Source organism: Pseudomonas entomophila L48 (assembly GCF_000026105.1).
Classification (GTDB): domain Bacteria; phylum Pseudomonadota; class Gammaproteobacteria; order Pseudomonadales; family Pseudomonadaceae; genus Aquipseudomonas; species Aquipseudomonas entomophila.
Genome location: NC_008027.1, coordinates 1,380,001 through 1,402,084 on the forward strand (window position 1 = coordinate 1,380,001; position 22,084 = coordinate 1,402,084).

Here is a 22,084-nt window from a genome sequence, read left to right on the forward strand (position 1 = left end):
TAACAGGCTGATACCGCCCAAGAGTTCATATCGACGGCGGTGTTTGGCACCTCGATGTCGGCTCATCACATCCTGGGGCTGAAGCCGGTCCCAAGGGTATGGCTGTTCGCCATTTAAAGTGGTACGCGAGCTGGGTTTAGAACGTCGTGAGACAGTTCGGTCCCTATCTGCCGTGGACGTTTGAGATTTGAGAGGGGCTGCTCCTAGTACGAGAGGACCGGAGTGGACGAACCTCTGGTGTTCCGGTTGTCACGCCAGTGGCATTGCCGGGTAGCTATGTTCGGAAGAGATAACCGCTGAAAGCATCTAAGCGGGAAACTTGCCTCAAGATGAGATCTCACTGGAGCCTTGAGCTCCCTGAAGGGCCGTCGAAGACTACGACGTTGATAGGTTGGGTGTGTAAGCGCTGTGAGGCGTTGAGCTAACCAATACTAATTGCCCGTGAGGCTTGACCATATAACACCCAAGCAATCTGCACATGAACGCAGATTGTGGTGGTGAAGACGAAAGAACCGAAAGTTCGCAACATCACAAATCACATATCCGAATTCGCTGGAGTATCCATCTGGATCTTCTGGCAACAGAATTTCTTGACGACCATAGAGCATTGGAACCACCTGATCCCATCCCGAACTCAGCAGTGAAACGATGCATCGCCGATGGTAGTGTGGGGTTTCCCCATGTGAGAGTAGGTCATCGTCAAGATTCATTTCGCAAAACCCCTATCTGCGCATGCAGGTAGGGGTTTTGTCTTTGCGCCCAAGAAACACGCGCCCTCTGTAGGAGCCTGCCTTGCCGGCGAACACCGGCATCGCCGGTGCCTATCACCGCGGTGCGGCCTTCGCCGGCAAGCCGGCTCCTACAGGCAAATGTGTTTTGCTCGTCGGCCCGCTCACCGTGCGACGTCAGAGGTGCGACAATATTGCCGCCAAATGACGTGACTTCCCCGTACCTACCCTGCGTCAAGGCTTAGGTTCGGGGCAAACCTGGCACCCGGACCGAGCGATGCCAGCGTACCGTGCTGCGCATTTCTGGACTTTCACCGTCCTATTACTTGAGGTTAGAAGCAAGATGGCCAAGGCCGCCGATGTCGTTGTGCAATGCCTGGAAAACGAAGGTGTCGAGTATGTGTTCGGCATCCCCGGCGAGGAGAACCTCGACCTGCTCGAGTCCCTGCGCAAATCGAAGATCAAGCTGGTACTGACCCGCCACGAACAATCCGCGGGCTTCATGGCCGCCACCTACGGCCGCCTGACCGGCAAGACCGGCGTCAGCCTGTCGACCCTCGGCCCTGGCGCGACCAACCTGGTGACCGCCAGCGCCTACGCCTACCTGGGCGGCATGCCGATGATGATGATCACCGGCCAGAAGCCGATCAAGAAGTCGAAACAAGGCCGTTTCCAGATCATCGACGTGTGCGGCATGATGGACCCCATCACCAAGTACACCCACCAGTTCGCCTCGGCCGACAACATCCCCGCGCGCATGCGTGAAGCCTTCCGCCTGGCGGAAGAAGAGAAGCCGGGCGCCGTGCACCTGGAACTGCCGGAAGACATCGCCGCCGAGCAGACCGACGCACTGCCGATCCCGCGCAGCCTGCACCGTCGCCCGCTGGCCGAGCACGTGGCCATCGAAGCCGCCGTGCAGAAACTGCAGAACGCCCGCAACCCGATCCTGGTGATCGGCGCCGGCGCCAACCGCAAGATGACCGCCAAGGTTCTCAAGCAACTGATCGACAAGACCGGCATCCCGTTCATCACCACCCAGATGGGTAAAGGTGTGGTCGACGAGCGCCACCCGCGCTTCCTGGGCAACGCCGCGCTGTCCTCCGGTGACTTCGTTCACCGCGCCGTCGAAGCCGCCGACCTGATCGTCAACATCGGCCACGACGTGATCGAGAAGCCGCCGTTCTTCATGGTGCGTGGCGGTACCGAAGTGATCCACGTGAGCTTCCGCTCGGCCGAGGTGGATGCCGTGTACTTCCCGCAGGTGGAAGTAATTGGCGACATCGCCAACGCCGTGTGGCAGATCAGCGAAGCGCTGACCGACACCAGCCACTGGGATTTCACCCGCCTGATGGCCATCCGTGAAGCGAACGAAGCGCAGATCGTCGAAGGCGCCGATGACAACCGCTTCCCGGTCTACCCGCAGCGCATGGTCGCCGACATCCGTCGTGCCCTGCCGTCCGAAGGCATCGTCGCCCTGGACAACGGTATCTACAAGATCTGGTTCGCCCGCAACTACAAGGCGCACAAGCCCAACACTGTGCTGCTGGACAACGCCCTGGCGACCATGGGCGCCGGCCTGCCTTCGGCCATGGCCTCGCACCTGGTCTACCCGGACCGCCCGGTCATTTCCGTGTGCGGCGACGGTGGTTTCATGATGAACAGTCAGGAGCTGGAAACCGCGGTACGCCTGGGCATGCACATCACCGTGGTGATCCTGCGTGACGATGGCTACGGCATGATCCGCTGGAAGCAGGCCAACATGGGCTTCACCGATTTCGGCCTGGACTACGGCAACCCGGACTTCGTCAAGTACGCCGAAGCCTATGGTGCAAATGGCCACCGCGTGGAAAGCGCCGAGGGCTTCCTGCCGCTGCTCGAGCACTGCATCAAGACCCCAGGCGTGCACGTGATCGACTGCCCGGTGGACTACAGCGAGAACGACCGCATCCTCAACAGCGAGCTGCGTGAGCGCGCGCTGGCGGTCTGACGGCTGACGGCCCTATCGCGGGACAAGCCCGCTCCTACAGGGATTGCACAACACCTGTAGGAGCGGGCTGGTCCCGCGATTGCTTTTGTTCTGGTTACATTTCCCTCAATGCCTTCCCCCATGTGCTAGGGTGCACCCAAATTTCCGCCCTAGGACACCCGCCATGCTCCCCGCGCTCAGCGAAAAAGAACTCGACCGCCTCGAAGACCTGCTGATCACTTACGGCAACGATTATTCGGTGCTCAACCTGGCTGAACTCAATGGCTTCTTCACCGCCTTGGCCAGTTCCCCGAACACGGTCAAGCCCGAGCAATGGCTGCCCGCTGTCGCAGGAGGCAAGGTCCCCAAGTTCAAGAAGCCTGCCCATGAAGAGGCCTACACTGCGTTGATGCTGCGCTATGCCAGTCAGGTAGCGGAAGAGCTGTCCGATAATCTCGACCATTTCGAACCCCTGTTCGAGGAAAGCGAAAATGAAGATGGAGCGGCGATCATTCTTGAGGAGTGGTGCTTCGGCTACATGCGCGGCACTCAGGTAGCCGAATGGAGCGAACTGCCGCCTGAGCAGGATCGTCTGCTCAAGGCAATTTCCCTGCATGGCCTGGAAGACAACTTCGAGTTGCTGGACGCGATGAGCTTCGATGAGCACCAGGCTTGCGTGCCGCTGGTGGTCGAGGCGGCGCGTGGGTTGTACCTGTATCAGAAGCGGCAGAGGCATTGAAATCGCATTCGCCGGCAAGCCGGCTCCTACCGTGAATCCCCTGTAGGAGCCGGCTTGCCGGCGAATGGGCCGGTACAGGCAATCAATTATTCCTCCCGGCGAAATACTGGATTGCTCTCAGCGCCCATTCTGCTGTCAGTCGATCCAGTGCAGCATGTTCCCCAGCAGCGCCACTCCCGGCGCTGACCCGGAGCCCAGAACATGCCAAGCCCGATCAAGCTCTACAACTTCCCCAAGTCCGGCCACGCCCACCGTATCGAGCTGATGCTGTCGCTGCTCGAACTGCCCACCGAACTGGTCTTCGTCGACCTGGCCAAGGGCGCCCACAAGCAGCCTGATTTCCTTGCCCTGAACCCCTTCGGCCAAGTGCCGGTGATCGATGACAACGGCATCGTTATCGCCGACTCCAACGCCATTCTGGTCTACCTCGCCAAAGCTTACGGTGGTGAGCGCTGGTTGCCGGAGGACCCGGTCGGTGCCGCCCGCGTACAACGCTGGCTTTCGGCGGCCGCCGGCCCACTGGCCTTTGGCCCCGCCGCCGCGCGCTTGGTGACCGTGTTCGGCGCCTCGTTCAACACCGATGAAGTCATCGGCCGTGCCCACACCCTACTCAAGGTGGTCGATGCCGAGCTGGCCAAGGGTCCATTCCTGGTCGGTGACCAGGCGACCATCGCCGACATCGCCCACTACTCGTACATTGCCCACGCGCCGGAAGGCAACGTGTCGCTGGAGCCGTACCCCAACGTGCGCGCCTGGCTGGCCCGAATCGAGGCGTTGCCAGGCTTCGTGCCCATGCCCCGCACGGTCATCGGCTTGCAAACCACCCTCTGAGCCTTGAGGAATGCCGCCATGCGATCGCCCTGGCATGCAGGTGAAAAACAGCTGCAGGAGCACGTCGGTGTCGCCGAGCGCATGGAGGTGTTCGGCCAGAAGGTCATCCGCGACTACATGCCCGACCAGCATCGGGCCTTCTATCACCAGTTGCCGTTCATGGTGGCTGGTGCGGTAGATGCGCAGGGCAAGCCTTGGGCGACGCTGCTCGAAGGTCCGGAAGGCTTCGTCAGCTCGCCCGATCCACGGCAATTGATGATCGGCACTAATCTCGCTGGTGATGATCCAGCGACGCCGGGCCTGGTGACCGGTGGTGCCATCGGCCTGTTGGGGATTGAACTGCATACACGGCGGCGCAATCGGCTCAATGGCTTGATCAGACGGGCAAGTGGCGACCAGCTGGAGGTGCAGGTCGAGCAGTCGTTCGGCAACTGCCCGCAGTACATCCAGCTGCGCGATTACACCCGTGTCGACGAGCCGCCGCAGGGGCGTTGGGATTCGGCCACCCTCGATACCACGACGCGCGCCATGATCGAAAACGCCGACACCTTCTTTGTCGCCAGTTACGTCGATCAGGACGGTGCACAGCGCTCGGTGGACGTATCTCACCGCGGTGGCCGGCCCGGTTTCGTCAGGGTGGAGGGTAATCGCCTGAGCATTCCCGATTACGCTGGCAACCTGCATTTCAACACCCTCGGCAATTTGCTGGTGAACCCGGTTGCCGGACTGTTGTTCGTCGATTTCAGCACCGGCGATGTATTACAGGTTTGCGGGCGTACCGAGGTTATTCTCGACAGCCCGCTGATCAGCGCCTTCGTAGGCGCCGAGCGGATCTGGACCCTGGATATCGAGCAGGTGGTGTTTCGTCCGGCCGCTGTTTCATTGCGTTGGGCTTTCCAGGCGTATGCGCCCACCAGCTTGATGACCGGCACCTGGGCCGAGGCCGAGCAGCGTCTGCAACAGCGCGCGAGGCAGCACCAATGGCTGGCATGGCGAGTGCTGCGCATCGAGCAGGAGAGCCGCGATATTCGCTCGTACTACCTGCAGTCCGAGGAAGGTGTTCCGGTTGCCTTCGCGCCAGGCCAGCATATTCCCGTGCGTCTGCGGATCAATGGGCAGACGCCGCTGATCCGTACCTACAGTCTTTCCAGCGCACCGTCCGATGGCTTCCTGCGGATCAGCGTCAAGGCGCAGGGGCCGGCGTCACGGTATCTGCATCAACAGGTGAAGGTCGGCGATCATTTGGAAGTGCGCCAGCCCATGGGCAGCTTCACCCTGGATCTGCAGAGTGACCGGCCTCTGGTGCTGATCGGCGCGGGTGTCGGCATCACCCCATTGATCGCCATGCTCCGCGAGCAATTGGCCAAGGGGCAGGGGCGGCGAATCCATCTGTTCCAGGGCGGGCGCACACTGGCCGACCTGCCGTTCCAGCAGGAGCTTGCCGCACTCCAGCAACAAGCCAATGGCCTGTTGAGCATTCATCGCGCCCTGAGCCAGCCCGAACCCCAGGCCGTGCCCGGGCGCGACTATGCGTTTGCCAGCCGCCTGGGCATTGGGCAGATCAAAGCCACGCTGGCGTTAGACGACTATGACTTCTATCTGTGCGGCCCGGCCAGCTTCACTCAGGACCTGTATGAAGGCCTGCGCGGCGTGCATGTGCCCGACGCCCGTATCCACGCCGAAGCCTTCGGCCCCTCGACCCTGCGCCGACACACCGACGACAACCAGCCTACGCTGCGACAACCTCCGCCCGCCACCGAACCGGTACCCGTGCATTTCGCCAGCTCCGCCAAGGAGGCGCGTTGGGCACCAGGCAGTGGTACTTTGCTGGAGTTGGCGGAAAGTCGGGGCTTGGCGCCAGACTTCAGTTGCCGGGGCGGTTCCTGTGGCACCTGCAGGACAAAGCTGCTGAGTGGCCAGGTGCACTACCCCAATCCACCTGTTGAACTGCCTGATGAAGGTTTTGCCTTGATTTGCTGCGCTGTGCCCGCGCAAGCGCAGGAGGGGGCCAACGTGCTGGTGCTGGAGTTGTAAGGTGGGCCCATTCGCCGGCAAGGCCGGCTCCTACAGGGATTGCGGTGCTTTCGTAGGAGCCGGCTTGCCGGCGAAAGGGCCGGTGAAGGCAGCAAAAAACCGTGTCATGACAGATAATGCCCGCACCCCCGAGGCCCAGGAGCCCGCATGGACCAGATCCACCTCATGAAGGTCTTCGTCGCCGTAGGAGAGCTGGAAAGCTTCGCCGCCGCTGCGCGTCGTCTGGCCATCTCACCGGCGGCGGTAACCCGCGCGGTCAGCGCACTGGAAGAGCAACTCGGGGTCAAGCTGCTGCTGCGCACCACCCGCAGCGTACGCCTGACCGAGGCCGGTGGCCGCTACCTGGAAGATACCCGGCACATCCTCGCCAGCATCGTCGAAGCCAACGAAGCCGCCGCCGGCATCAACGCCGCGCCCAAGGGCGACCTGGCGGTGACCGCGCCGATCCTGTTCGGCAAGAAGTTCGTCATGCCGTGCATTGTTCGCTACCTGCAGCAGTACCCCGAGGTGGACGTGTCGGCCTATTTCCTCGACCGCGTGGTGAACCTGGTGGAGGAGGGCATGGACGTCGCCGTGCGCATCGGCCAGCTACCGGATTCCGGCCTCAAGGCATTGCGCGTGGGCAAGATGCGCCGGCTGCTATGCGCCTCGCCCGAGTACCTCGAACGCCACGGCACGCCGCGCCATCCCTCGGAGTTGCAGCGGCACGAGGTCATCGCGGCTGGCACATTGTCACCGCGTACGGACTGGCGTTTCGGCGCCATCGACGATCCAACCCTGATCCGCATGAAGCCGCGACTGACCGTGACCAGCAACGACGCCGCCATCGCCGCGGCCAGCGCCGGGCTCGGAATTGCACGGTTGCTGTCCTACCAAGTGGCGGATGAAGTGGCGGCTGGGCGCCTGCAGGTGATCCTGGCCGAGTACGAGGAGGCGCCGTGGCCGATCCATATCCTGCATCGCGAGAGCAAATACGGCTCGACCAAGGTGCGCACCTTCATCGACATGCTGGCCGAGCATCTGCGTAGTCAGTCGCATCTGGCCTGATTCTCAAGACTGGGGCTGCTACGCAGCCCTTTCGCGACACAAGGCCGCTCCCACAGAGGAATACATGCTCCTGTGGGAGCGGCCTTGTGTCGCGAAAGGGTCGCGTAGCGGCCCCAAGGGCCTCAAGTGCAATCAAGAACTTGAAAGTGCAGCGCAATCGGCCAGCACCCTCAACCCGCGCATCACCTCCGGCGTGATCACCCGCCCCAGGCACACCCGCAACCCAGAGCCACTTTCCCCATCGGCAAAGAACATCCCGCTGGCGCCCACATTGCAGCCACGCTCCGCCGCAAGGCGTTGCAGGGCAACCATGTCCGTCCCTTGCGGTAATTCGAGCCAGTGTATGAAGCCGCCCCGAGGCGCCACATACCGCGTCCCCGCTGGAAACGCCGACCGCACCAGCGTCTCCATCACCTCGGCCTGCGCCGCCAGCCGCCCACGCAGCTTCGCGCAGTGCTCCTCCATGTACCCCCGGCCGATAAACTCATCCAGCACCCGCTGGGCCAGGCTCGACACCGCCAGGTTGCGCGAAAACAGCTGGGCCAGGATCGCATCCCGATACCGTCCCGCCACGCACCAGCCCACCCGGTACCCCGGCGCCACGGTCTTGGAGAACGACGAGCAATAGATCGTCTGCCCGGTGGTGTCGTAGTGCTTGATCGCTTTGACGCGCTGCGCTTCGTCCACCAGGTCGAAGAAGATATCGTCCTCGATGATCGGCACATCCGCTGCCTGCGTCAGTTGTGAGAGCCGCGCCCGTGCCGCGTCGGGCATGATGAAGCCCCGCGGGTTCTGCAGCGTCGGGTTGAGGAAGACCACATCGACCTTCCTGCGCTTGAGGGCCCATTCCAGGTGGTCGAGGTCCATGCCGCTGCCGGCGTGGGTGCGGATGGGCAGGGCGCGCATCCCCAGGCGTTCGATGGTCTGCAGGATGCCGTAATAGGTGGGCGTCTCGATGGCCACCGTGGCCCCTGGCCGGGCGACGGCTTCGAGGGCCAGCTCCAGGGCCACGGTGTCACCCGAAGTCACCAGGATGTCGTCCGGGCCGCAGGCCACGCCGCGTTGCAGCATCAGCCCAGCGATGCGCCGGCGCAGCGAGGCCAGGCCCGGTGGTGCGATCAGGCCAGCCAATGGTTGGTCGGCCTTGGCAGCCAACGTCGCCAGGCACTTGTTAAGCAGCACCTGGGGCGTGAGCTCGTCATGCAGTACCGCCGAACTCAACGAAAGTCTGGTATTGCTGGCCGCCTGGGCGAGCATTGCGACCACCGCGTGGTTGACGTTGACCGTGACACTGGCCAGGTCGAAGCCCTGCACCTGGGCCGCGCCCTTGGCGACGAAATAACCGATTCGCGGCGTGGCCTGCACGTAGGCATTGGCTTCCAGCTCCGCCAGGGCCCGTTGCACGGTGGCGATGCTGCTATCGAACAGCCGCGCCAGCTCGCGCACCGAGGGCAGTTGCGTGCCGCAGGGCCATTCGCCGCTGTCGATCTGGCGCAGCAGCCAGGCGTTGACGGTGTGCCAGCGTTTGTCGGGTTTGGGGTTCCGGTCCATGGGGGCCTTGTGTCGAGTCAGGCGGAGGCTCCCGAAAGGTAGAGCAAAACCACGCCGGTTGCAGCCACGATGACGATATTCAGCAGCACCAGGGCAAAGCCGAAGCGGATCAGCCCGTGCTCTTCCTCACGGTTGGCCCCGGCCAGCCCGATGATCAACGACAGGATCGACAACGAGCCCAATGCGCCATGCCCGGCGGCGCTGTTGACCATCGCCGCCAGCCACGGCCCCTGGACAGTGGACAGCGCCGCGACGGAGGGCATCACCAGCGTGTTGCCGCCGACATTGGAGCCGGTGACATAGCCGGCCAGCCCGGCCAGCAGCGACACCGTCGAGGCCAGCGACACGCCGGACAGCGCCTGCAATGCCCGTTGCGCCTCGACCAGGAAACCGGCCTTGACCATCACCTGCGACAACAGCAGGAACAGGAAGATCGTCGCCACCGGGAACCGTGCTCGATTGACCAGCGCTTGCCATGGGAAGCCCGCGCCTTGACGCCCGATCATCAGCAGGACCACCAGCAGCAAGGCCAGCCCCGGCGACGCCAGTGGCTTCCACGACACGTTGGTGCCATGCACCACCCATAGCCCGTCCCACCCCGACAGCAGGAACAGCCCTCGCGACGCAATGATCACGGCTAGCAAGGCCAGGTACGGCCATGCTGCCTGCGGCCAGCGCACCAGTACCCCACGCCGTGCCCAGGAAACGCCCAACCCCACGCTGGCCACTGCCAGCCCGGCCAGGACGCCCGAAGCTTCCGGCCCGATCCAACGGTTGGCCGCATACAGCACCGTGCTGAACAGCAGCGCAATCAGCGCCAGCCCCAGCCATGCCTGAAGGCTGCGAATCCCCGCCAGCACCAGCGCCACGGCGGCCAGGCCGAGGAACACCGGTGCACTTACCAGCGCCGAATGGCTGCCCAGTTCCTGCGCCGGCACATGGGCCAGCAGCGCGCCGATCACCGTGGCCAACCCAAGGGTGCCCCAGGGCATCACCACCATGCCGGCCAGGGCCATTTTCATACCGACCTGGCGCGAAAACAGCCCCATCAGCAGGGGCACCGTGGCGATCAGTGACACCCCGAACCCGGTCATCGCCTCCAGCAGCGGCGCCAGGCCCAGCACGATGAAAATCACCTGCATCGGTGGCGTCCAGCCCAGCTCCCGCACCCAGGCGCCGATCGCCTGCGGCGCGTTGGCGCGTTCGACGAGGATGACAAAGGCCAGCCCTGGGACGATCACGCAGGCGGTACTGAGGAACAGGATCAGCGTGTCTTGCAGGATGGCGCCGGACACCGCCGCCGACAGCGGCTGCGCGGCGCCCAGGCCCCACAGCAGCAGGACACCGGCCACGCCGGCCAGCGCGGCCTGCACGGGCGGGCGGCGCAGCAGCAGGATCAGGGCGATCACCAGGCCAATGGGGGACATTTGCAGCAGCAGGGCAGCCATGATGCGGGTTCCTTCAGCCATCCGGGGGAGTGTGGAAGGGATGGTGGAGGGAACGGAGAGATTGCAATAGATACAGGGGGGAGAGGTTTTTCAATACAGCCCCGGGGCTTGTGGCATTGGAGCCACCTGCTCGGACCTCCTCTCAGGCCAATGCCTGGATTTCTGGGCACTGACTGCGATATTGACCGTTAATGCCTGTAATCCGAGGCATTGCGTGGATCGGACATTCTGGTCACATTCCGCACGGGTTTTGTCCGTACTACTTGCATGCAGGATCAATTCCCATTCCGCGTGCCGCCCTGACCACAGCATCTTCAGGCAAGCCCTGCGATGGAGGCGTCATGCCCGTCCTGCAGCGTTCGGGCGGCGGTCATCGGCGCGACGGGCTGGGGCGGCGGCAGCAGTGCGACCGGCGGCACTGGCATACCCAGAAGACCAACCGGACTGCGCAGCGGTTGTATGACTGGATTGCCGAGAAGCCGGGGGTGATCGAGTGTGCGAAGTGACGGTTACCTGTTTTAGTACAATAATTTAGGAGTTAACTTCTAAGCATTCCGATCAATAAAGCCTATAATTTGTGATTTAAGTATTGTTTATCAGGTTAAGTCTCATTATGTTGGATTTAAGCTTCAGCAAGCCCAGTGAGATCGTCAAACGCCTCTGCGAGCGTCTTCGCACCGAGCGCCTGGCGCAACAGATGACCCAGGCCGACGTGGCGGGGCGGGCTGGCATAGCCACCAACACCGTCTCCAACCTGGAAGCCGGGCGAAGCGTAGGCTTCGAGAACCTGGTGCGGGTGGCGATGGTGCTGGGGCGTGCCAAGGAGTTGGAGAACCTGTTCCTGCCCAAGCTGGACAGCCTTGCAGACCTGCAACGCTATGAAGCGGGCGCCAAGCGTCAACGCATCCGGAGAAAGCACGGCGATGCCTGAAAAAGTGCGTGTGTACTACGAGGGCTGGGGCGAGCGCTGGCTCTGGGGAACACTGGCAGCCTCCACTGCGGTGAATCGGCGCCCACAGGTTCTCTTCGAATACAGTACCGAGGCGAGGGAGCGGGGCTTCGAGCTGTCCTCCCATTTGCTGCCCCTGCAAGGCGATGCGCTGCGTCGAGGTTTTCCCGAGCATCAGGCCGGTGTGCCAGGGCCAGTCTATGACGCGCTGCCGGACGGCTGGGGCATGCTGCTGATGGATCGGCTGTTCAAGCGTCGCGGCCTGAATGTTGCCCGCATAGGCCCGCTGGAGCGGCTGGCGTACATCGGTGGTAACGCGATGGGGGCCATGTCGTTCGAGCCGGTGGCCCCTGAAGGTCTGGTTCCGCAAGACCACATCCCCCTTGATCGACTGGCGGCCGAGGTGCAGGAGGTGCTCAAAGGGGAGGGTGGCGCGTTCCTGCAACAGCTGCTGTTGGTAGGCGGTTCCCCGCAAGGTGCGAGGCCCAAGGCGCTGGTGTATCGCGACCCACATACCGGAGCCTTCACCACTGTGGCCAAGCCAGGGCTTGAAGCCTGGCTGATCAAGTTCCCCGCCCGGGAAGAGCATGCCGAAGTCTGCGCCATCGAGATGGTCTACGCCGAGTGCCTGCGGCTGTGCGGCATCCCGACACCGGATACCCAGCATTTCAGCCTGCCCAACGGGTTGGCGGCCTTTGCCAGCAAGCGCTTCGATCGACAAGGCGAGCTACGTGTGCCCATGCAAAGCCTGGCGGCGTTCACCGGTGCGGACTTCCGCTCGCCGGGTGCGCTGGACTATGTGAATTTCCTGCGGGCTACCCATCTGTGCACCAACGACCTGCGCTCGAAAGCACGTGCCTTCGAGCGTGCGCTGTTCAACGTGGCCTTCAACAACCGCGACGACCATCCCAAGAATTTCGCCTACCTGATGTCGCGCACCGGGCAATGGACGCTGGCGCCGGCCTACGATGTGACCTTTTGCGAAGGGCCGGGGGGTTATCACCAGATGGATGTGATGGGGGAGGCCCTGGCGATCGATCGCACCGCGATGCTGGCGCTGGCCCATGAGGCGGAAATCCCCCCAGCCACGGCGGGGGCGCTCATCGAGCGTTTCTGCACGGTGGCCGGCCAGTTCACCGCGTTGGCCGAGCAGCACTACCCGCGCATGATCAGCCCGGATACATTGCGCACTGTGCAGGGCCGGATCGACGAGAACATTGCCCTGCTGCGCTGATCGATGCAGACCCTTTCAAGGACGAAAAACAATGAAAACAATGCTCGGCTTCTTGTTTCTTATCTGTCTGAACCTACCTGCCTTCGCGGGCGATAATCCCATCGGTTTCCAGACCTCTACGCTCTCGGACGGGCAAAAGGATCGCCCGTTGGAACTGGTCGTCTGGTACCCGAGTACAACCACTGCCACGCCGCAGTTGATCGCGGATACACCAGTGTTTGTCGGTGACCTCGCCGTGCGTGATGCGCCACCGGCCCCAGGCGCGCATCCATTGGTGGTGCTTTCCCACGGTTTTCGCGGTAACTGGGGCAACCAGTCATGGCTGGCTACTGCACTGGTGCAACGGGGTTACATAGTGGCGGCGGTCAACCACCCGGGCACGACCACCCGCAATCGCGACCCTGAAGCCGCTGCCCAGTTGTGGCAGCGCCCCATGGACCTGCAACGGGCCATCGATGCGGTCCAGGCTCAGCCGGATCGGTTTGGGGCGGTGGCGAAGCAACAGATTGCAGTGGTGGGGCATTCACTGGGTGGTTGGACCGCCCTGGAAATCGCCGGGTCGCGGTTCGATCCCGAACGGTTTGCCCAGGACTGCAAGGCCCATCCGCAGTTGGCCAGTTGTGGCGTCTACAAACAGGCCAACCCTGACGCGGCAGCGAAAGCCCGGCTGGGTGGCGACCTGAGTGACAAACGAGTTACGGCCATCGTGACCTTGGACCTGGGCCTGTCACGCGGCATGACCACTGAAAGCCTGGCGGCGTTGCCGGTGCCGGCACTGGTGATCGCGGCCGGCGCCCCCTCTGAAGACCTCCCGGCACAGCTGGAGTCCGCCGACCTGGCCAAGCGCTTGCCCCCGGCGACCAGTCGTTATGTCGAGATCGAGGACGCCAGCCACTTCAGCTTCCTGTCGATGTGCAAGCCTGGCGCGGTGGCGTTGCTTGAAGAAGACGCGCCAGGGGATGGCGTTATTTGCCGGGATGGTGAGAACGCACGGCCGCGGGCGTTGATCCAGCAGCAGATTGCTTCGTTGATTACCGAGTTTCTGGGGCAGTCATTTCGTAGCTGACGAGTGATGATCAAGGTGGCGGCGGACCTAGGCCAGAAGTCTAACGGCGCCTATAGCCGCCATCGCCACCTTGAGCTCTGGCTCCGCCAGATGCTCACGATAATGCGCTTCAAGGTCGGTCCTCCAGTCGGCCACCTCTTCAATGACCGCAACAGCCTGGGCCTGTGACAGGCCATAGTGTTCAACTTGGCTCAGGAGGTTTCTGCGGGAGATTTCGTGCCCATGGATGCCGATACCCATGGCCAGTCGTGCGGGCATTTCCCCCTCCGTGGTCGGCACCACGTCGTACATTGGCGAAAGCCTCCAGCAACCGTCCTTGAAAATCACCGCTGAGTTCTTGGGGTGGTCATCGTCATTGCCGACAAGAATGTTGAAACAGATGCGCTTGAATAGCGCTTGGAGGTCTGCCTCCGGCACACGCCGACGGCGCATTTCGTCCACCAGATAGCCGTAATGCCACTTATTCCAGTCTTCCCGCTCGTGCCATCCGCTGTCGAGCAGTGTCAGTCCACTCAGCATCGGGACACGGATGAATCTGCCTTCGTGGGTTGGCACACGGTCAAACCTGTCGACCAGCAATGTATTGACCTGGCCGCGATGCAGTCGCACGCCTGCAGTACTCAAGCCTTTGCTTGCAGCGAATGACATGCATGCGTACTCGAGCGACGGAATATCGTAGAGGTCATGGCGGTCGCGGGGTTTGGCCAGGATCAACCGGCCGTTATCGACCAAGGTGCACTTGGGGCGGGCGCCACCTAATGACGAGCGTTGTTGCAGTGTTGCCTTGGTCGCCCTGGTCGCCCTGTTCGTTCCAGGTGGGAAGCCACCCTGTACCCCGTCTGCGAACTGAATGAACGCCTCAAGCTGGGTCAACGTACCCAACCCCGCTTGGCCGATGCCCTGCGGTGCAGTTTTGTCGCTGCCGACCATCAGGCAACCGGCGCGATCATGGTTGGGTGATTTCTGAAGGTAGCCGATAGCTTCCAGTTCGCCGCCATGCTCTCGAATGGCAAGGCGTTCGCCCCAACCGTCTGGGGCTGCATCCCTTATGAAACCTGGCAGCCCGCCGTTCTTGGTAATGTTCGTGTAGGGCTCGGCGCGTAGCGGGTAACGAAATGGATCAGGTACCCAGCCTCCTGCCTTGTAGTAGCTGGGGTTATAGACGAATTCGCCAATGCGGTTCTCGACGGTAAGGCGCCCTAGCGTGACCACCTCCTTCGAGTCCGGTTGCTGCATGTAGATGTACAGGGAAACCATCAGAAATCTTCCTCCGAGAGTTGCTTCAGGCGTACACGGTGCTCCGAGGAATAGGGCGTGGGGGAGGGCACCGATAGGTCCTTGAAGACGTCATCCAGCAAGCCGAGATGCCATAGCGCGATCAGGTAGCTGCGGACCTCCACGCTTGGCGTACCCGCTTCGATCTTGCCCAGGGTTGTGATGGACAGCCCTGATTGCGCCGCCAGGTCTTTTTGACGGATTCTGTTTTCCAGGCGCCTGGCTTTGATCAGAAGCCCCATCTTTACTAACCTTTCGGCACACATCAGAGGTAAAATTGACATCTTAAGGCCTTCTATAAGCATACTTATGGCTGATAAGCACGACTATAGCACCTCTTATAAATGGGCGTAGGATGGGCCTTGGCTGATAGTCGGATCGATCCGAAAGGTAAAATCGTGATCGGATTACGGGCGATCTAATCCAATATTCTGTGTGTTACTGGTGCAGTTGGACTGCATGACTGGCATCGCTCGCTATACGCGCGATGCCAAGCGCCAGCACATCCAGACGAAGCCAGGGCAGGGTTGAATAGGGCTGCAGGGCAGCCCTTCTGGTGGAGCGCAAGGTTCAATCGCCAACCCCATGCAACCGCAACGCCCGCTGCGCGCAGGCCTTCCAGCTCAGCTTGCGCCGCTCGGGCACCACCACGGGTACTTCCGCCGCCATCACCACCGGCACATCCCGCATCCGCACCCAAGGCTCGCTCTGCCAATACAACAGACTCGCCGTCTGCCCACCCGGCCAGCACATCCTGCCCAGGCGCGGCAGGTCGTCCAGCGCCGCGTCCCGCCCATCGCGCAGCACCGCCACCACCTCGTGGGTCAGCCAGTGGCGCAGGTGGCGGTTCTCCGGAATGTGATGATGGGCCAGCAGGGTATAGGCCCCGGACTCGCTGACCATCGTGGTCTCGCTGTACTGGCCGTAGCGCAGCAGCTGCACGGTACGATGCTGGTCCGGGTCGAGCTTGCGGATGCAGTGTTCGTCGAAGAAGCGCCCGGTCATCCGGCCGAGTTCGTGGGCGCAGAACCAGGCTTGGGATTCGAGCCAGAGGGTGTGGAGAGGGCGGTTGTGGCGGGTGAAGAGGGTGGAGGAGAAGTGAGTCATGGTGGGCCATCCAGATCAGGGAGAGCCGTTTCTAACGGGAACGGGGTTCCGCCGCGTGAGCGTTCTTAGCGCTGCAGACAATTTACCGTGATCTGTTCGCGGCAAACGGCGGTGTACTCGTAGGGCGATTCTCTTTTTTGAGTGACCTTGAAAATAGGTACTTCATGAATGATCGGGGAAGTCACTCCCGATCAGCGTGAGGGCCGTGTTTAGGCACGAAATTTTCAGTGTTTTTGAAATCGAGCGCCGCCCGCGCGGCGCATCGCGGATGAATCCGCTCCTACATTTGCTGCAACGTGACCATGACCAATAGGCCATGGTTGTTCGCCTTGTTTGTACGACGCGGATTTTCAGCTGGCGCTACCGCCGCCCCGCCTGACGCAAGCCTTGCGCCAAGGCTGGCAACCATGGCCCAACAGGTGCGGCACGTTGCAACCGATGTAGGAGCGGATTCATCCGCGATGCGCCGCGCGGGCGGCGCTCGATTGACGCATCGCCACAAAATCTGAGACGGGCACCTGGCTGCCATCACTCAATTTTTCGAGCGGAGCCAATCTATTGTGACGGCCCATAAAAAAGGCTGCCCAGAGGCAGCCTTCTTGGTTAGCTGGACGATCAATCCCAGCTCAGAGCACCACCAGTCTGATACTCAATAACCCGAGTCTCAAAGAAGTTCTTCTCCTTCTTCAAGTCCATGATCTCGCTCATCCAAGGGAACGGGTTAGTAGTCCCCGGATACTCTTCCTTCAGACCAATCTGGGTCAGTCGACGGTTGGCAATGAACTTGAGGTAATCCTCCATCATCGCCGCATTCATGCCCAACACACCGCGTGGCATGGTGTCACGGGCGTATTCGATCTCCAGCTGGGTACCCTGCAGAATCATCTGGGTAGCCTCTTCCTTCATCGCGGCATCCCACAGGTGCGGGTTCTCGATCTTGATCTGGTTGATCACGTCGATGCCAAAGTTCAGGTGCATGGACTCGTCGCGCAGGATGTACTGGAACTGCTCGGCGACGCCGGTCATCTTGTTGCGGCGGCCCATGGACAGGATCTGGGTGAAGCCGCAGTAGAAGAAGATGCCTTCCAGTACGCAGTAGTAGGCGATCAGGTTGCGCAGCAGCTCTTTGTCGGTTTCGACGGTGCCGGTGTTGAACTCCGGGTCCGAGATGGCGCGGGTGTACTTCAGGCCCCAGGCGGCTTTTTTCGCGACCGATGGGATCTCGTGGTACATGTTGAAGATCTCGCCTTCATCCATGCCCAGCGACTCGATGCAGTACTGGTAGGCGTGGGTGTGGATCGCCTCTTCGAAGGCCTGGCGCAGGATGTACTGGCGGCACTCGGGGTTGGTGATCAGGCGGTACACGGCCAGGGCCAGGTTGTTGGCCACCAGCGAGTCGGCGGTGGAGAAGAAGCCGAGGTTGCGCATGACGATGCGGCGCTCGTCTTCGGTCAGGCCGTCCATGCTCTTCCACAGGGCGATGTCGGCGGTCATGTTGACCTCTTGCGGCATCCAGTGGTTGGCGCAGCCATCCAGGTACTTCTGCCAGGCCCAGTCGTACTTGAACGGCACCAGCTGGTTGAGGTCGGCGCGGCAGTTGATCATGCGCTTTTCATCGACCGCGACGCGGGCCGAGGAGCCTTCCAGCTCGGCCAGGCCTTCGGCGATGTCCAGGGCGTCCAGCGCAGCCTTGGCGCGCTTGACGGCGTCGGAGTCAGTGGCGGTGGCGGCGCGGGCTTCCAGGGCGGCGGCACCGCCGGCGCTGTCGAGCTTGTCGAGGGTAGTGGCGGCGGCCTGCGCGGGGGTGTTGGCCTTGGCGGCTACTTCGCCGTCTTCTTTGTCGAATTCGTCCCAGCTCAGCATGGTCCTGGCTCCTGCTAGAGGGTTGCGCGGGGCAACCGGTTGGATTTTGAAGTGATGCCTGTACGGCGCGACGCCAAGGGGCGCTGCGGCTGGCAGTGAGAGCGGGCTCTCGTCACGTTTGAAGGTGTTCGGGTCAGCGCCTGGCCTGCACTCGAGCGAGGGGGCAGGGCGCCTGAAAGCTGTACGGCAACGATGAAACCTGCGGTCTGGCCCGGTGGGGCTTGCTTCACGCAGTCGATCATTGGTTCAACCCTTTTTTGGGGGGCGAAGTATACCGGAATTCATGTCGGATCGGGGTGGTGCAGGGCGCGGCCGGTGGTAATTTTTCGACCGGGATTGTGCGCTTGCGTTCAGCCGATTCGGGTTGTTTTCACTGGGGTTAGAGTCTAGCTCTAAATGCGAGCGGATCCTATATGTTGTGTGGGTTTTTTTATTTGCCACAGCATATGGTGTTTTGATCTGGGGCATGACCCTGGAGGGGGATTGTCTGTACCGGCCTGTTCGCCGGCAAGCCGGCTCCTACAGGGGCGCTGGCAGCGGGGCAAAAAAATGCCGCCTCAACCACCCGTGAGGGTGGTTGAGGCGGCATGGTCAGCTCAGCGCTGCGAAGGCCTTATTGGCAGGCTTCGCAATCCGGCTCGTCGATGGCGCAAGCCTTCGGCACTGGCGCAGGACCTGCGGCCTGGACCGGGGCGCTGTCGCCGCCGCTCGACACGGCGTTGAGCTTGCCGGTGTTGATGGTCGACTTCTCGGTGCTGGTCGCGGCCAGGGCACGGAGGTAGTAGGTGGTCTTCAGACCACGGTACCAGGCCATGCGGTAGGTCACGTCCAGCTTCTTGCCCGAAGCGCCGGCGATGTACAGGTTCAGCGACTGGGCCTGGTCGATCCACTTCTGGCGACGGGAGGCGGCGTCGACGATCCACTTGGTCTCGACTTCGAACGCGGTGGCGTACAGGTCTTTCAGCTCTTGCGGGATACGCTCGATCTGCTGCACGGAACCATCGTAGTACTTCAGGTCGTTGATCATGACCGAGTCCCACAGGCCGCGGGCCTTCAGGTCGCGGACCAGGTACGGGTTGATCACGGTGAATTCGCCCGACAGGTTCGATTTCACGTACAGGTTCTGGTAGGTCGGCTCGATGGACTGCGACACGCCGGTAATGTTGGCGATGGTCGCGGTCGGCGCGATGGCCATGATGTTCGAGTTACGAATACCTTTCTTGACGCGCTCGCGCACCGGTGCCCAGTCCAGGCTCTCGGTCAGGTCGACGTCGATGTACTTCTGGCCACGGGCCTCGATCAGGATCTGCTGGCTGTCCAGCGGCAGGATGCCCTTGGACCACAGCGAACCCTGGAAGGTCTCGTAGGCGCCGCGCTCGTCGGCCAGGTCGCAGGAAGCCTGGATCGCGTAGTAGCTGACCGCTTCCATCGACTTGTCGGCGAACTCGACCGCAGCGTCCGAACCGTACGGGATGTGCTGCAGGTAGAGCGCGTCCTGGAAGCCCATGATGCCCAGGCCAACCGGGCGGTGCTTGAAGTTCGAGTTGCGCGCTTGCGGCACCGAGTAGTAGTTGATGTCGATCACGTTGTCGAGCATGCGCACGGCGGTGTTCACGGTGCGTTGCAGCTTGGCGGTGTCCAGCTTGCCGTCGACGATGTGGTTCGGCAGGTTGATCGAGCCCAGGTTGCAGACCGCGATCTCATCCTTGTTGGTGTTCAGGGTGATCTCGGTGCACAGGTTCGAGCTGTGGACCACGCCCACGTGCTGCTGCGGCGAACGCAGGTTGCACGGGTCCTTGAAGGTCAGCCACGGGTGGCCGGTCTCGAACAGCATCGACAGCATCTTGCGCCACAGGTCTTTGGCCTGGATGGTCTTGAACACCTTGATCTTGTTGTACTCGGTCAGGGCTTCGTAGTACTCGTAGCGCTCTTCGAAGGCCTTGCCGGTCAGGTCGTGCAGGTCAGGCACTTCCGATGGCGAGAACAGGGTCCACTTGCCGTCATCGAAGACGCGCTTCATGAACAGGTCAGGGATCCAGTTGGCGGTGTTCATGTCGTGGGTACGACGGCGGTCATCACCGGTGTTCTTGCGCAGCTCGATGAATTCTTCGATGTCGAGGTGCCAGGTTTCCAGGTAGGCGCACACGGCGCCTTTGCGCTTGCCACCCTGGTTCACGGCGACGGCGGTGTCGTTGACCACTTTCAGGAACGGCACGACGCCTTGCGACTTGCCGTTGGTGCCCTTGATGTACGAGCCCAGGGCGCGTACCGGGGTCCAGTCGTTGCCCAGGCCACCGGCGAATTTCGACAGCATGGCGTTGTCGTGGATCGCGTGGTAGATGCCCGACAGGTCGTCCGGCACGGTGGTCAGGTAGCAGCTGGACAGCTGCGGGCGCAGGGTGCCGGCGTTGAACAGGGTCGGGGTCGAGGCCATGTAGTCGAAGGACGACAACAGGTTGTAGAACTCGATCGCACGGGCTTCCTTGTCTTTCTCTTCCAGCGCCAGGCCCATGGCCACACGCATGAAGAACACCTGCGGCAGCTCGAAGCGCACGCCATCCTTGTGGATGAAGTAGCGGTCGTAGAGGGTCTGCAGGCCCAGGTAGGTGAACTGCTGGTCGCGCTCGTGGTTGATCGCCTTGCCCATGCGCTCCAGGTCGTAACCTTTGAGCGCTGGGTCCAGCAGTTCGAACTCGACGCCTTTCTCGACGTAGGCCGGCAGCGCTTTCGCGTACAGGTCGGCCATCTCGTGGTGGGTGGCGCTGTCGGCGACGTTCAGGAAGCCCAGGCCTTCGGCGCGCAGGGTGTCCATCAGCAGGCGGGCGGTGACGAACGAGTAGTTCGGCTCACGCTCTACCAGGGTGCGGGCGGTCATCACCAGGGCGGTGTTGACGTCTTTCAGGGCCACGCCGTCGTAGAGGTTCTTCAGGGTTTCGCGCTGGATCAGCTCGCCATCGACTTCGGCCAGGCCTTCGCAGGCTTCGCTGATGATGGTGTTCAGGCGGGCCATGTCCAGCGGCGCCAGGCTGCCGTCGGCCAGGGTGATGCGGATGCTTGGGTGCGGCTCGACCACGGCGTCGGTGTTGGCGCGGGTGGCGCGCTCTTTGGCGCGCTGGTCGCGGTAGATCACGTAGTCGCGGGCGACTTTCTGCTCGCCGGCGCGCATCAGGGCCAGTTCGACCTGGTCCTGGATTTCTTCGATGTGGATGGTGCCACCCGATGGCATGCGACGCTTGAACGTGGCGGTGACCTGCTCGGTCAGGCGCGCGACGGTGTCGTGGATGCGCGACGAGGCGGCGGCGGTGCCGCCTTCAACTGCGAGGAACGCCTTGGTGATGGCCACGGTGATCTTGTCGTCGGTGTAGGGGACGACAGTGCCGTTGCGCTTGATCACGCGCAGTTGGCCTGGAGCGGTGGCAGTCAGATCCTGGTTGGATTCGGCCTGCGGCGCCAAAGCCTGCGGGTTCTCGCGAGTCGTGTCGGTTTGCATGGGTGGGTGTCTCCACAGTTTCTAGTTTGTTCAGGCGCTTTATAAGGCGCCCACCGTTCCGTCCACTTGCTCGATGGCCCGGGCGGGGACGCGCGTGAAACACACGCATCCGCCCGCTCGGGCATACCGACTTCGGGACAGACTCAGGAATAAGGGGCAATAACCTGCCGCTCCCTGGCCGAAGTCAAAGGTTCTGGGCGTACCCAAAATCTGTTGCTGAATGAGTGCGAGGTGGTGCCTGCAACACTCATACCCGAACAAGGCCGTCTTGGGGCTTGCATCGGTGGCCTCCGCAGGAGCGGTTTGGCTGCTGGAATCACGTTAAGTTCAGTCGGTAAATTCGCTTGAATTTGCCTGTTGACTTGTGTTTGTGATTTTGCACGAAACCCAACATCTAGTGGTTCGCTGCGATAGGGATACAAGATAATGCGGTCTGGGGGGCTTTGCAAGGCGAGCGCCTGTGGATAACTTGTGGGTACTTTGTGGGTTTTTGCTGTAAGCCTTATCCCAAGAGGTTTGCACTATTTTTTACCTGTGCTACGCCTCTGCGCAGAATTTTGCGGGCGCGAACCCTATCACAAAAAACGGTTCAGTCGAGGGGCGTTTAGCGTGGTTGGCAGGGGTGGGGGCGGGACGTAGTATCGGCAGGCGATGTTGCGCTTTGGTGAAAGGGAATTTTCCAGCGGATCAGGCAGTTGCGATAGCAACGCGAGCGCAGACCTGTAGGAGCCGGCCTTGCCGGCGAAGAGGCCGGAA

At 62.1% G+C, this 22,084-nt stretch carries 16 protein-coding genes and 2 rRNA genes (1 of these 18 cut by a window edge); 11 read left to right on the plus strand and 7 right to left on the minus strand.

Annotated elements, in window-relative coordinates; genetic code table 11:
• The 7 genes from PSEEN_RS06130 to PSEEN_RS06160 all read left to right on the plus strand — a co-directional run.
• Positions 1-456 (plus strand): 23S ribosomal RNA (locus PSEEN_RS06130); it begins 2,437 nt to the left of the window's first position.
• A 133-nt stretch (positions 457-589) separates the two neighbouring features.
• Positions 590-705, plus strand: a 5S ribosomal RNA gene (gene rrf / locus PSEEN_RS06135).
• 366 nt (positions 706-1,071) lie between these two features.
• Positions 1,072-2,715, plus strand: coding sequence for an acetolactate synthase large subunit (locus tag PSEEN_RS06140; RefSeq protein WP_011532618.1), 1,644 nt, complete (start codon positions 1,072-1,074; stop codon positions 2,713-2,715).
• Between the two features lie 163 nt (positions 2,716-2,878).
• A complete protein-coding gene (locus PSEEN_RS06145; RefSeq protein ID WP_011532619.1) occupies positions 2,879-3,433 on the plus strand; it encodes a UPF0149 family protein in 555 nt (184 codons plus the stop codon).
• A gap of 201 nt (positions 3,434-3,634) precedes the next feature.
• Entirely contained in the window at positions 3,635-4,264 is a 630-nt protein-coding gene (locus PSEEN_RS06150; protein WP_011532620.1) for a glutathione S-transferase family protein, read from the plus strand.
• Between the two features lie 18 nt (positions 4,265-4,282).
• Positions 4,283-6,298, plus strand: a complete 2,016-nt coding sequence (locus tag PSEEN_RS06155) for a pyridoxamine 5'-phosphate oxidase family protein (protein ID WP_011532621.1) — start codon at positions 4,283-4,285, stop codon at positions 6,296-6,298.
• A 147-nt stretch (positions 6,299-6,445) separates the two neighbouring features.
• Positions 6,446-7,345 carry a LysR family transcriptional regulator gene (locus PSEEN_RS06160; RefSeq protein WP_011532622.1) on the plus strand — a complete coding sequence of 300 codons (900 nt, stop codon included), beginning with the start codon at positions 6,446-6,448 and terminating at the stop codon, positions 7,343-7,345.
• Between the two features lie 132 nt (positions 7,346-7,477).
• Here the strand turns inward: PSEEN_RS06160 and PSEEN_RS06165 are convergent, their stop codons facing one another.
• Both PSEEN_RS06165 and PSEEN_RS06170 read right to left on the minus strand, forming a co-directional pair.
• The gene (locus PSEEN_RS06165) at positions 7,478-8,896 is read right to left on the minus strand and encodes an aminotransferase-like domain-containing protein (protein ID WP_011532623.1); all 1,419 of its coding nucleotides are present in this window, start codon (positions 8,894-8,896) and stop codon (positions 7,478-7,480) included.
• A 17-nt stretch (positions 8,897-8,913) separates the two neighbouring features.
• The gene (locus PSEEN_RS06170) at positions 8,914-10,344 is read right to left on the minus strand and encodes an L-lactate permease (RefSeq protein WP_011532624.1); all 1,431 of its coding nucleotides are present in this window, start codon (positions 10,342-10,344) and stop codon (positions 8,914-8,916) included.
• 341 nt (positions 10,345-10,685) lie between these two features.
• Here PSEEN_RS06170 and PSEEN_RS25975 point away from each other — a divergent pair, with 341 nt between their 5' ends.
• The 4 genes from PSEEN_RS25975 to PSEEN_RS06185 all read left to right on the plus strand — a co-directional run bounded on the left by PSEEN_RS25975 (position 10,686) and on the right by PSEEN_RS06185 (position 13,593).
• Entirely contained in the window at positions 10,686-10,850 is a 165-nt protein-coding gene (locus PSEEN_RS25975; protein WP_231845295.1) for a hypothetical protein, read from the plus strand.
• Positions 10,851-10,957: 107 nt separating this feature from the next.
• A complete protein-coding gene (locus PSEEN_RS06175) occupies positions 10,958-11,275 on the plus strand; it encodes a helix-turn-helix domain-containing protein (protein WP_044487795.1) in 318 nt (105 codons plus the stop codon).
• On the plus strand, positions 11,268-12,527 hold the full coding sequence (locus PSEEN_RS06180) for a type II toxin-antitoxin system HipA family toxin (protein ID WP_011532626.1): 1,260 nt from the start codon (positions 11,268-11,270) through the stop codon (positions 12,525-12,527). Before PSEEN_RS06175 ends, PSEEN_RS06180 begins: the two co-directional genes overlap by 8 nt.
• A 31-nt stretch (positions 12,528-12,558) precedes the next feature.
• Entirely contained in the window at positions 12,559-13,593 is a 1,035-nt protein-coding gene (locus PSEEN_RS06185; protein WP_011532627.1) for an alpha/beta hydrolase family protein, read from the plus strand.
• A gap of 27 nt (positions 13,594-13,620) precedes the next feature.
• On the opposite strand, the gene PSEEN_RS06190 is transcribed toward PSEEN_RS06185, so the two are convergent.
• The 5 genes from PSEEN_RS06190 to PSEEN_RS06210 all read right to left on the minus strand — a co-directional run bounded on the left by PSEEN_RS06190 (position 13,621) and on the right by PSEEN_RS06210 (position 21,328).
• Positions 13,621-14,850, minus strand: coding sequence for a type II toxin-antitoxin system HipA family toxin (locus PSEEN_RS06190; RefSeq protein WP_011532628.1), 1,230 nt, complete (start codon positions 14,848-14,850; stop codon positions 13,621-13,623).
• Positions 14,850-15,110 (minus strand): helix-turn-helix domain-containing protein, encoded by a 261-nt coding sequence (locus PSEEN_RS06195; RefSeq protein ID WP_011532629.1) that lies wholly within the window; start codon positions 15,108-15,110, stop codon positions 14,850-14,852. The genes PSEEN_RS06190 and PSEEN_RS06195 overlap by 1 nt, the downstream gene beginning before the upstream one ends.
• A 328-nt stretch (positions 15,111-15,438) precedes the next feature.
• A complete protein-coding gene (locus tag PSEEN_RS06200) occupies positions 15,439-15,975 on the minus strand; it encodes a BRO-N domain-containing protein (RefSeq protein WP_011532630.1) in 537 nt (178 codons plus the stop codon).
• A gap of 615 nt (positions 15,976-16,590) precedes the next feature.
• Positions 16,591-17,838, minus strand: coding sequence for a ribonucleotide-diphosphate reductase subunit beta (locus tag PSEEN_RS06205; RefSeq protein ID WP_011532631.1), 1,248 nt, complete (start codon positions 17,836-17,838; stop codon positions 16,591-16,593).
• Positions 17,839-18,451: 613 nt separating this feature from the next.
• Positions 18,452-21,328, minus strand: coding sequence for a ribonucleoside-diphosphate reductase subunit alpha (locus PSEEN_RS06210; RefSeq protein WP_011532632.1), 2,877 nt, complete (start codon positions 21,326-21,328; stop codon positions 18,452-18,454).
• Positions 21,329-22,084 lie beyond the last annotated feature (756 nt).

Bases quoted from the DNA above. Each gene is read 5' to 3' on its own strand.
- PSEEN_RS06140 (WP_011532618.1), top strand. From the start codon at position 1,072: ATGGCCAAGGCCGCCGATGTCGTTGTGCAATGCCTGGAAAACGAAGGT.
- PSEEN_RS06145 (WP_011532619.1), top strand. From the start codon at position 2,879: ATGCTCCCCGCGCTCAGCGAAAAAGAACTCGACCGCCTCGAAGACCTG.
- PSEEN_RS06150 (WP_011532620.1), top strand. From the start codon at position 3,635: ATGCCAAGCCCGATCAAGCTCTACAACTTCCCCAAGTCCGGCCACGCC.
- PSEEN_RS06155 (WP_011532621.1), top strand. From the start codon at position 4,283: ATGCGATCGCCCTGGCATGCAGGTGAAAAACAGCTGCAGGAGCACGTC.
- PSEEN_RS06160 (WP_011532622.1), top strand. From the start codon at position 6,446: ATGGACCAGATCCACCTCATGAAGGTCTTCGTCGCCGTAGGAGAGCTG.
- PSEEN_RS06165 (WP_011532623.1), bottom strand. From the start codon at position 8,896: ATGGACCGGAACCCCAAACCCGACAAACGCTGGCACACCGTCAACGCC.
- PSEEN_RS06170 (WP_011532624.1), bottom strand. From the start codon at position 10,344: ATGGCTGCCCTGCTGCTGCAAATGTCCCCCATTGGCCTGGTGATCGCC.
- PSEEN_RS25975 (WP_231845295.1), top strand. From the start codon at position 10,686: ATGCCCGTCCTGCAGCGTTCGGGCGGCGGTCATCGGCGCGACGGGCTG.
- PSEEN_RS06175 (WP_044487795.1), top strand. From the start codon at position 10,958: ATGTTGGATTTAAGCTTCAGCAAGCCCAGTGAGATCGTCAAACGCCTC.
- PSEEN_RS06180 (WP_011532626.1), top strand. From the start codon at position 11,268: ATGCCTGAAAAAGTGCGTGTGTACTACGAGGGCTGGGGCGAGCGCTGG.
- PSEEN_RS06185 (WP_011532627.1), top strand. From the start codon at position 12,559: ATGAAAACAATGCTCGGCTTCTTGTTTCTTATCTGTCTGAACCTACCT.
- PSEEN_RS06190 (WP_011532628.1), bottom strand. From the start codon at position 14,850: ATGGTTTCCCTGTACATCTACATGCAGCAACCGGACTCGAAGGAGGTG.
- PSEEN_RS06195 (WP_011532629.1), bottom strand. From the start codon at position 15,110: ATGGGGCTTCTGATCAAAGCCAGGCGCCTGGAAAACAGAATCCGTCAA.
- PSEEN_RS06200 (WP_011532630.1), bottom strand. From the start codon at position 15,975: ATGACTCACTTCTCCTCCACCCTCTTCACCCGCCACAACCGCCCTCTC.
- PSEEN_RS06205 (WP_011532631.1), bottom strand. From the start codon at position 17,838: ATGCTGAGCTGGGACGAATTCGACAAAGAAGACGGCGAAGTAGCCGCC.
- PSEEN_RS06210 (WP_011532632.1), bottom strand. From the start codon at position 21,328: ATGCAAACCGACACGACTCGCGAGAACCCGCAGGCTTTGGCGCCGCAG.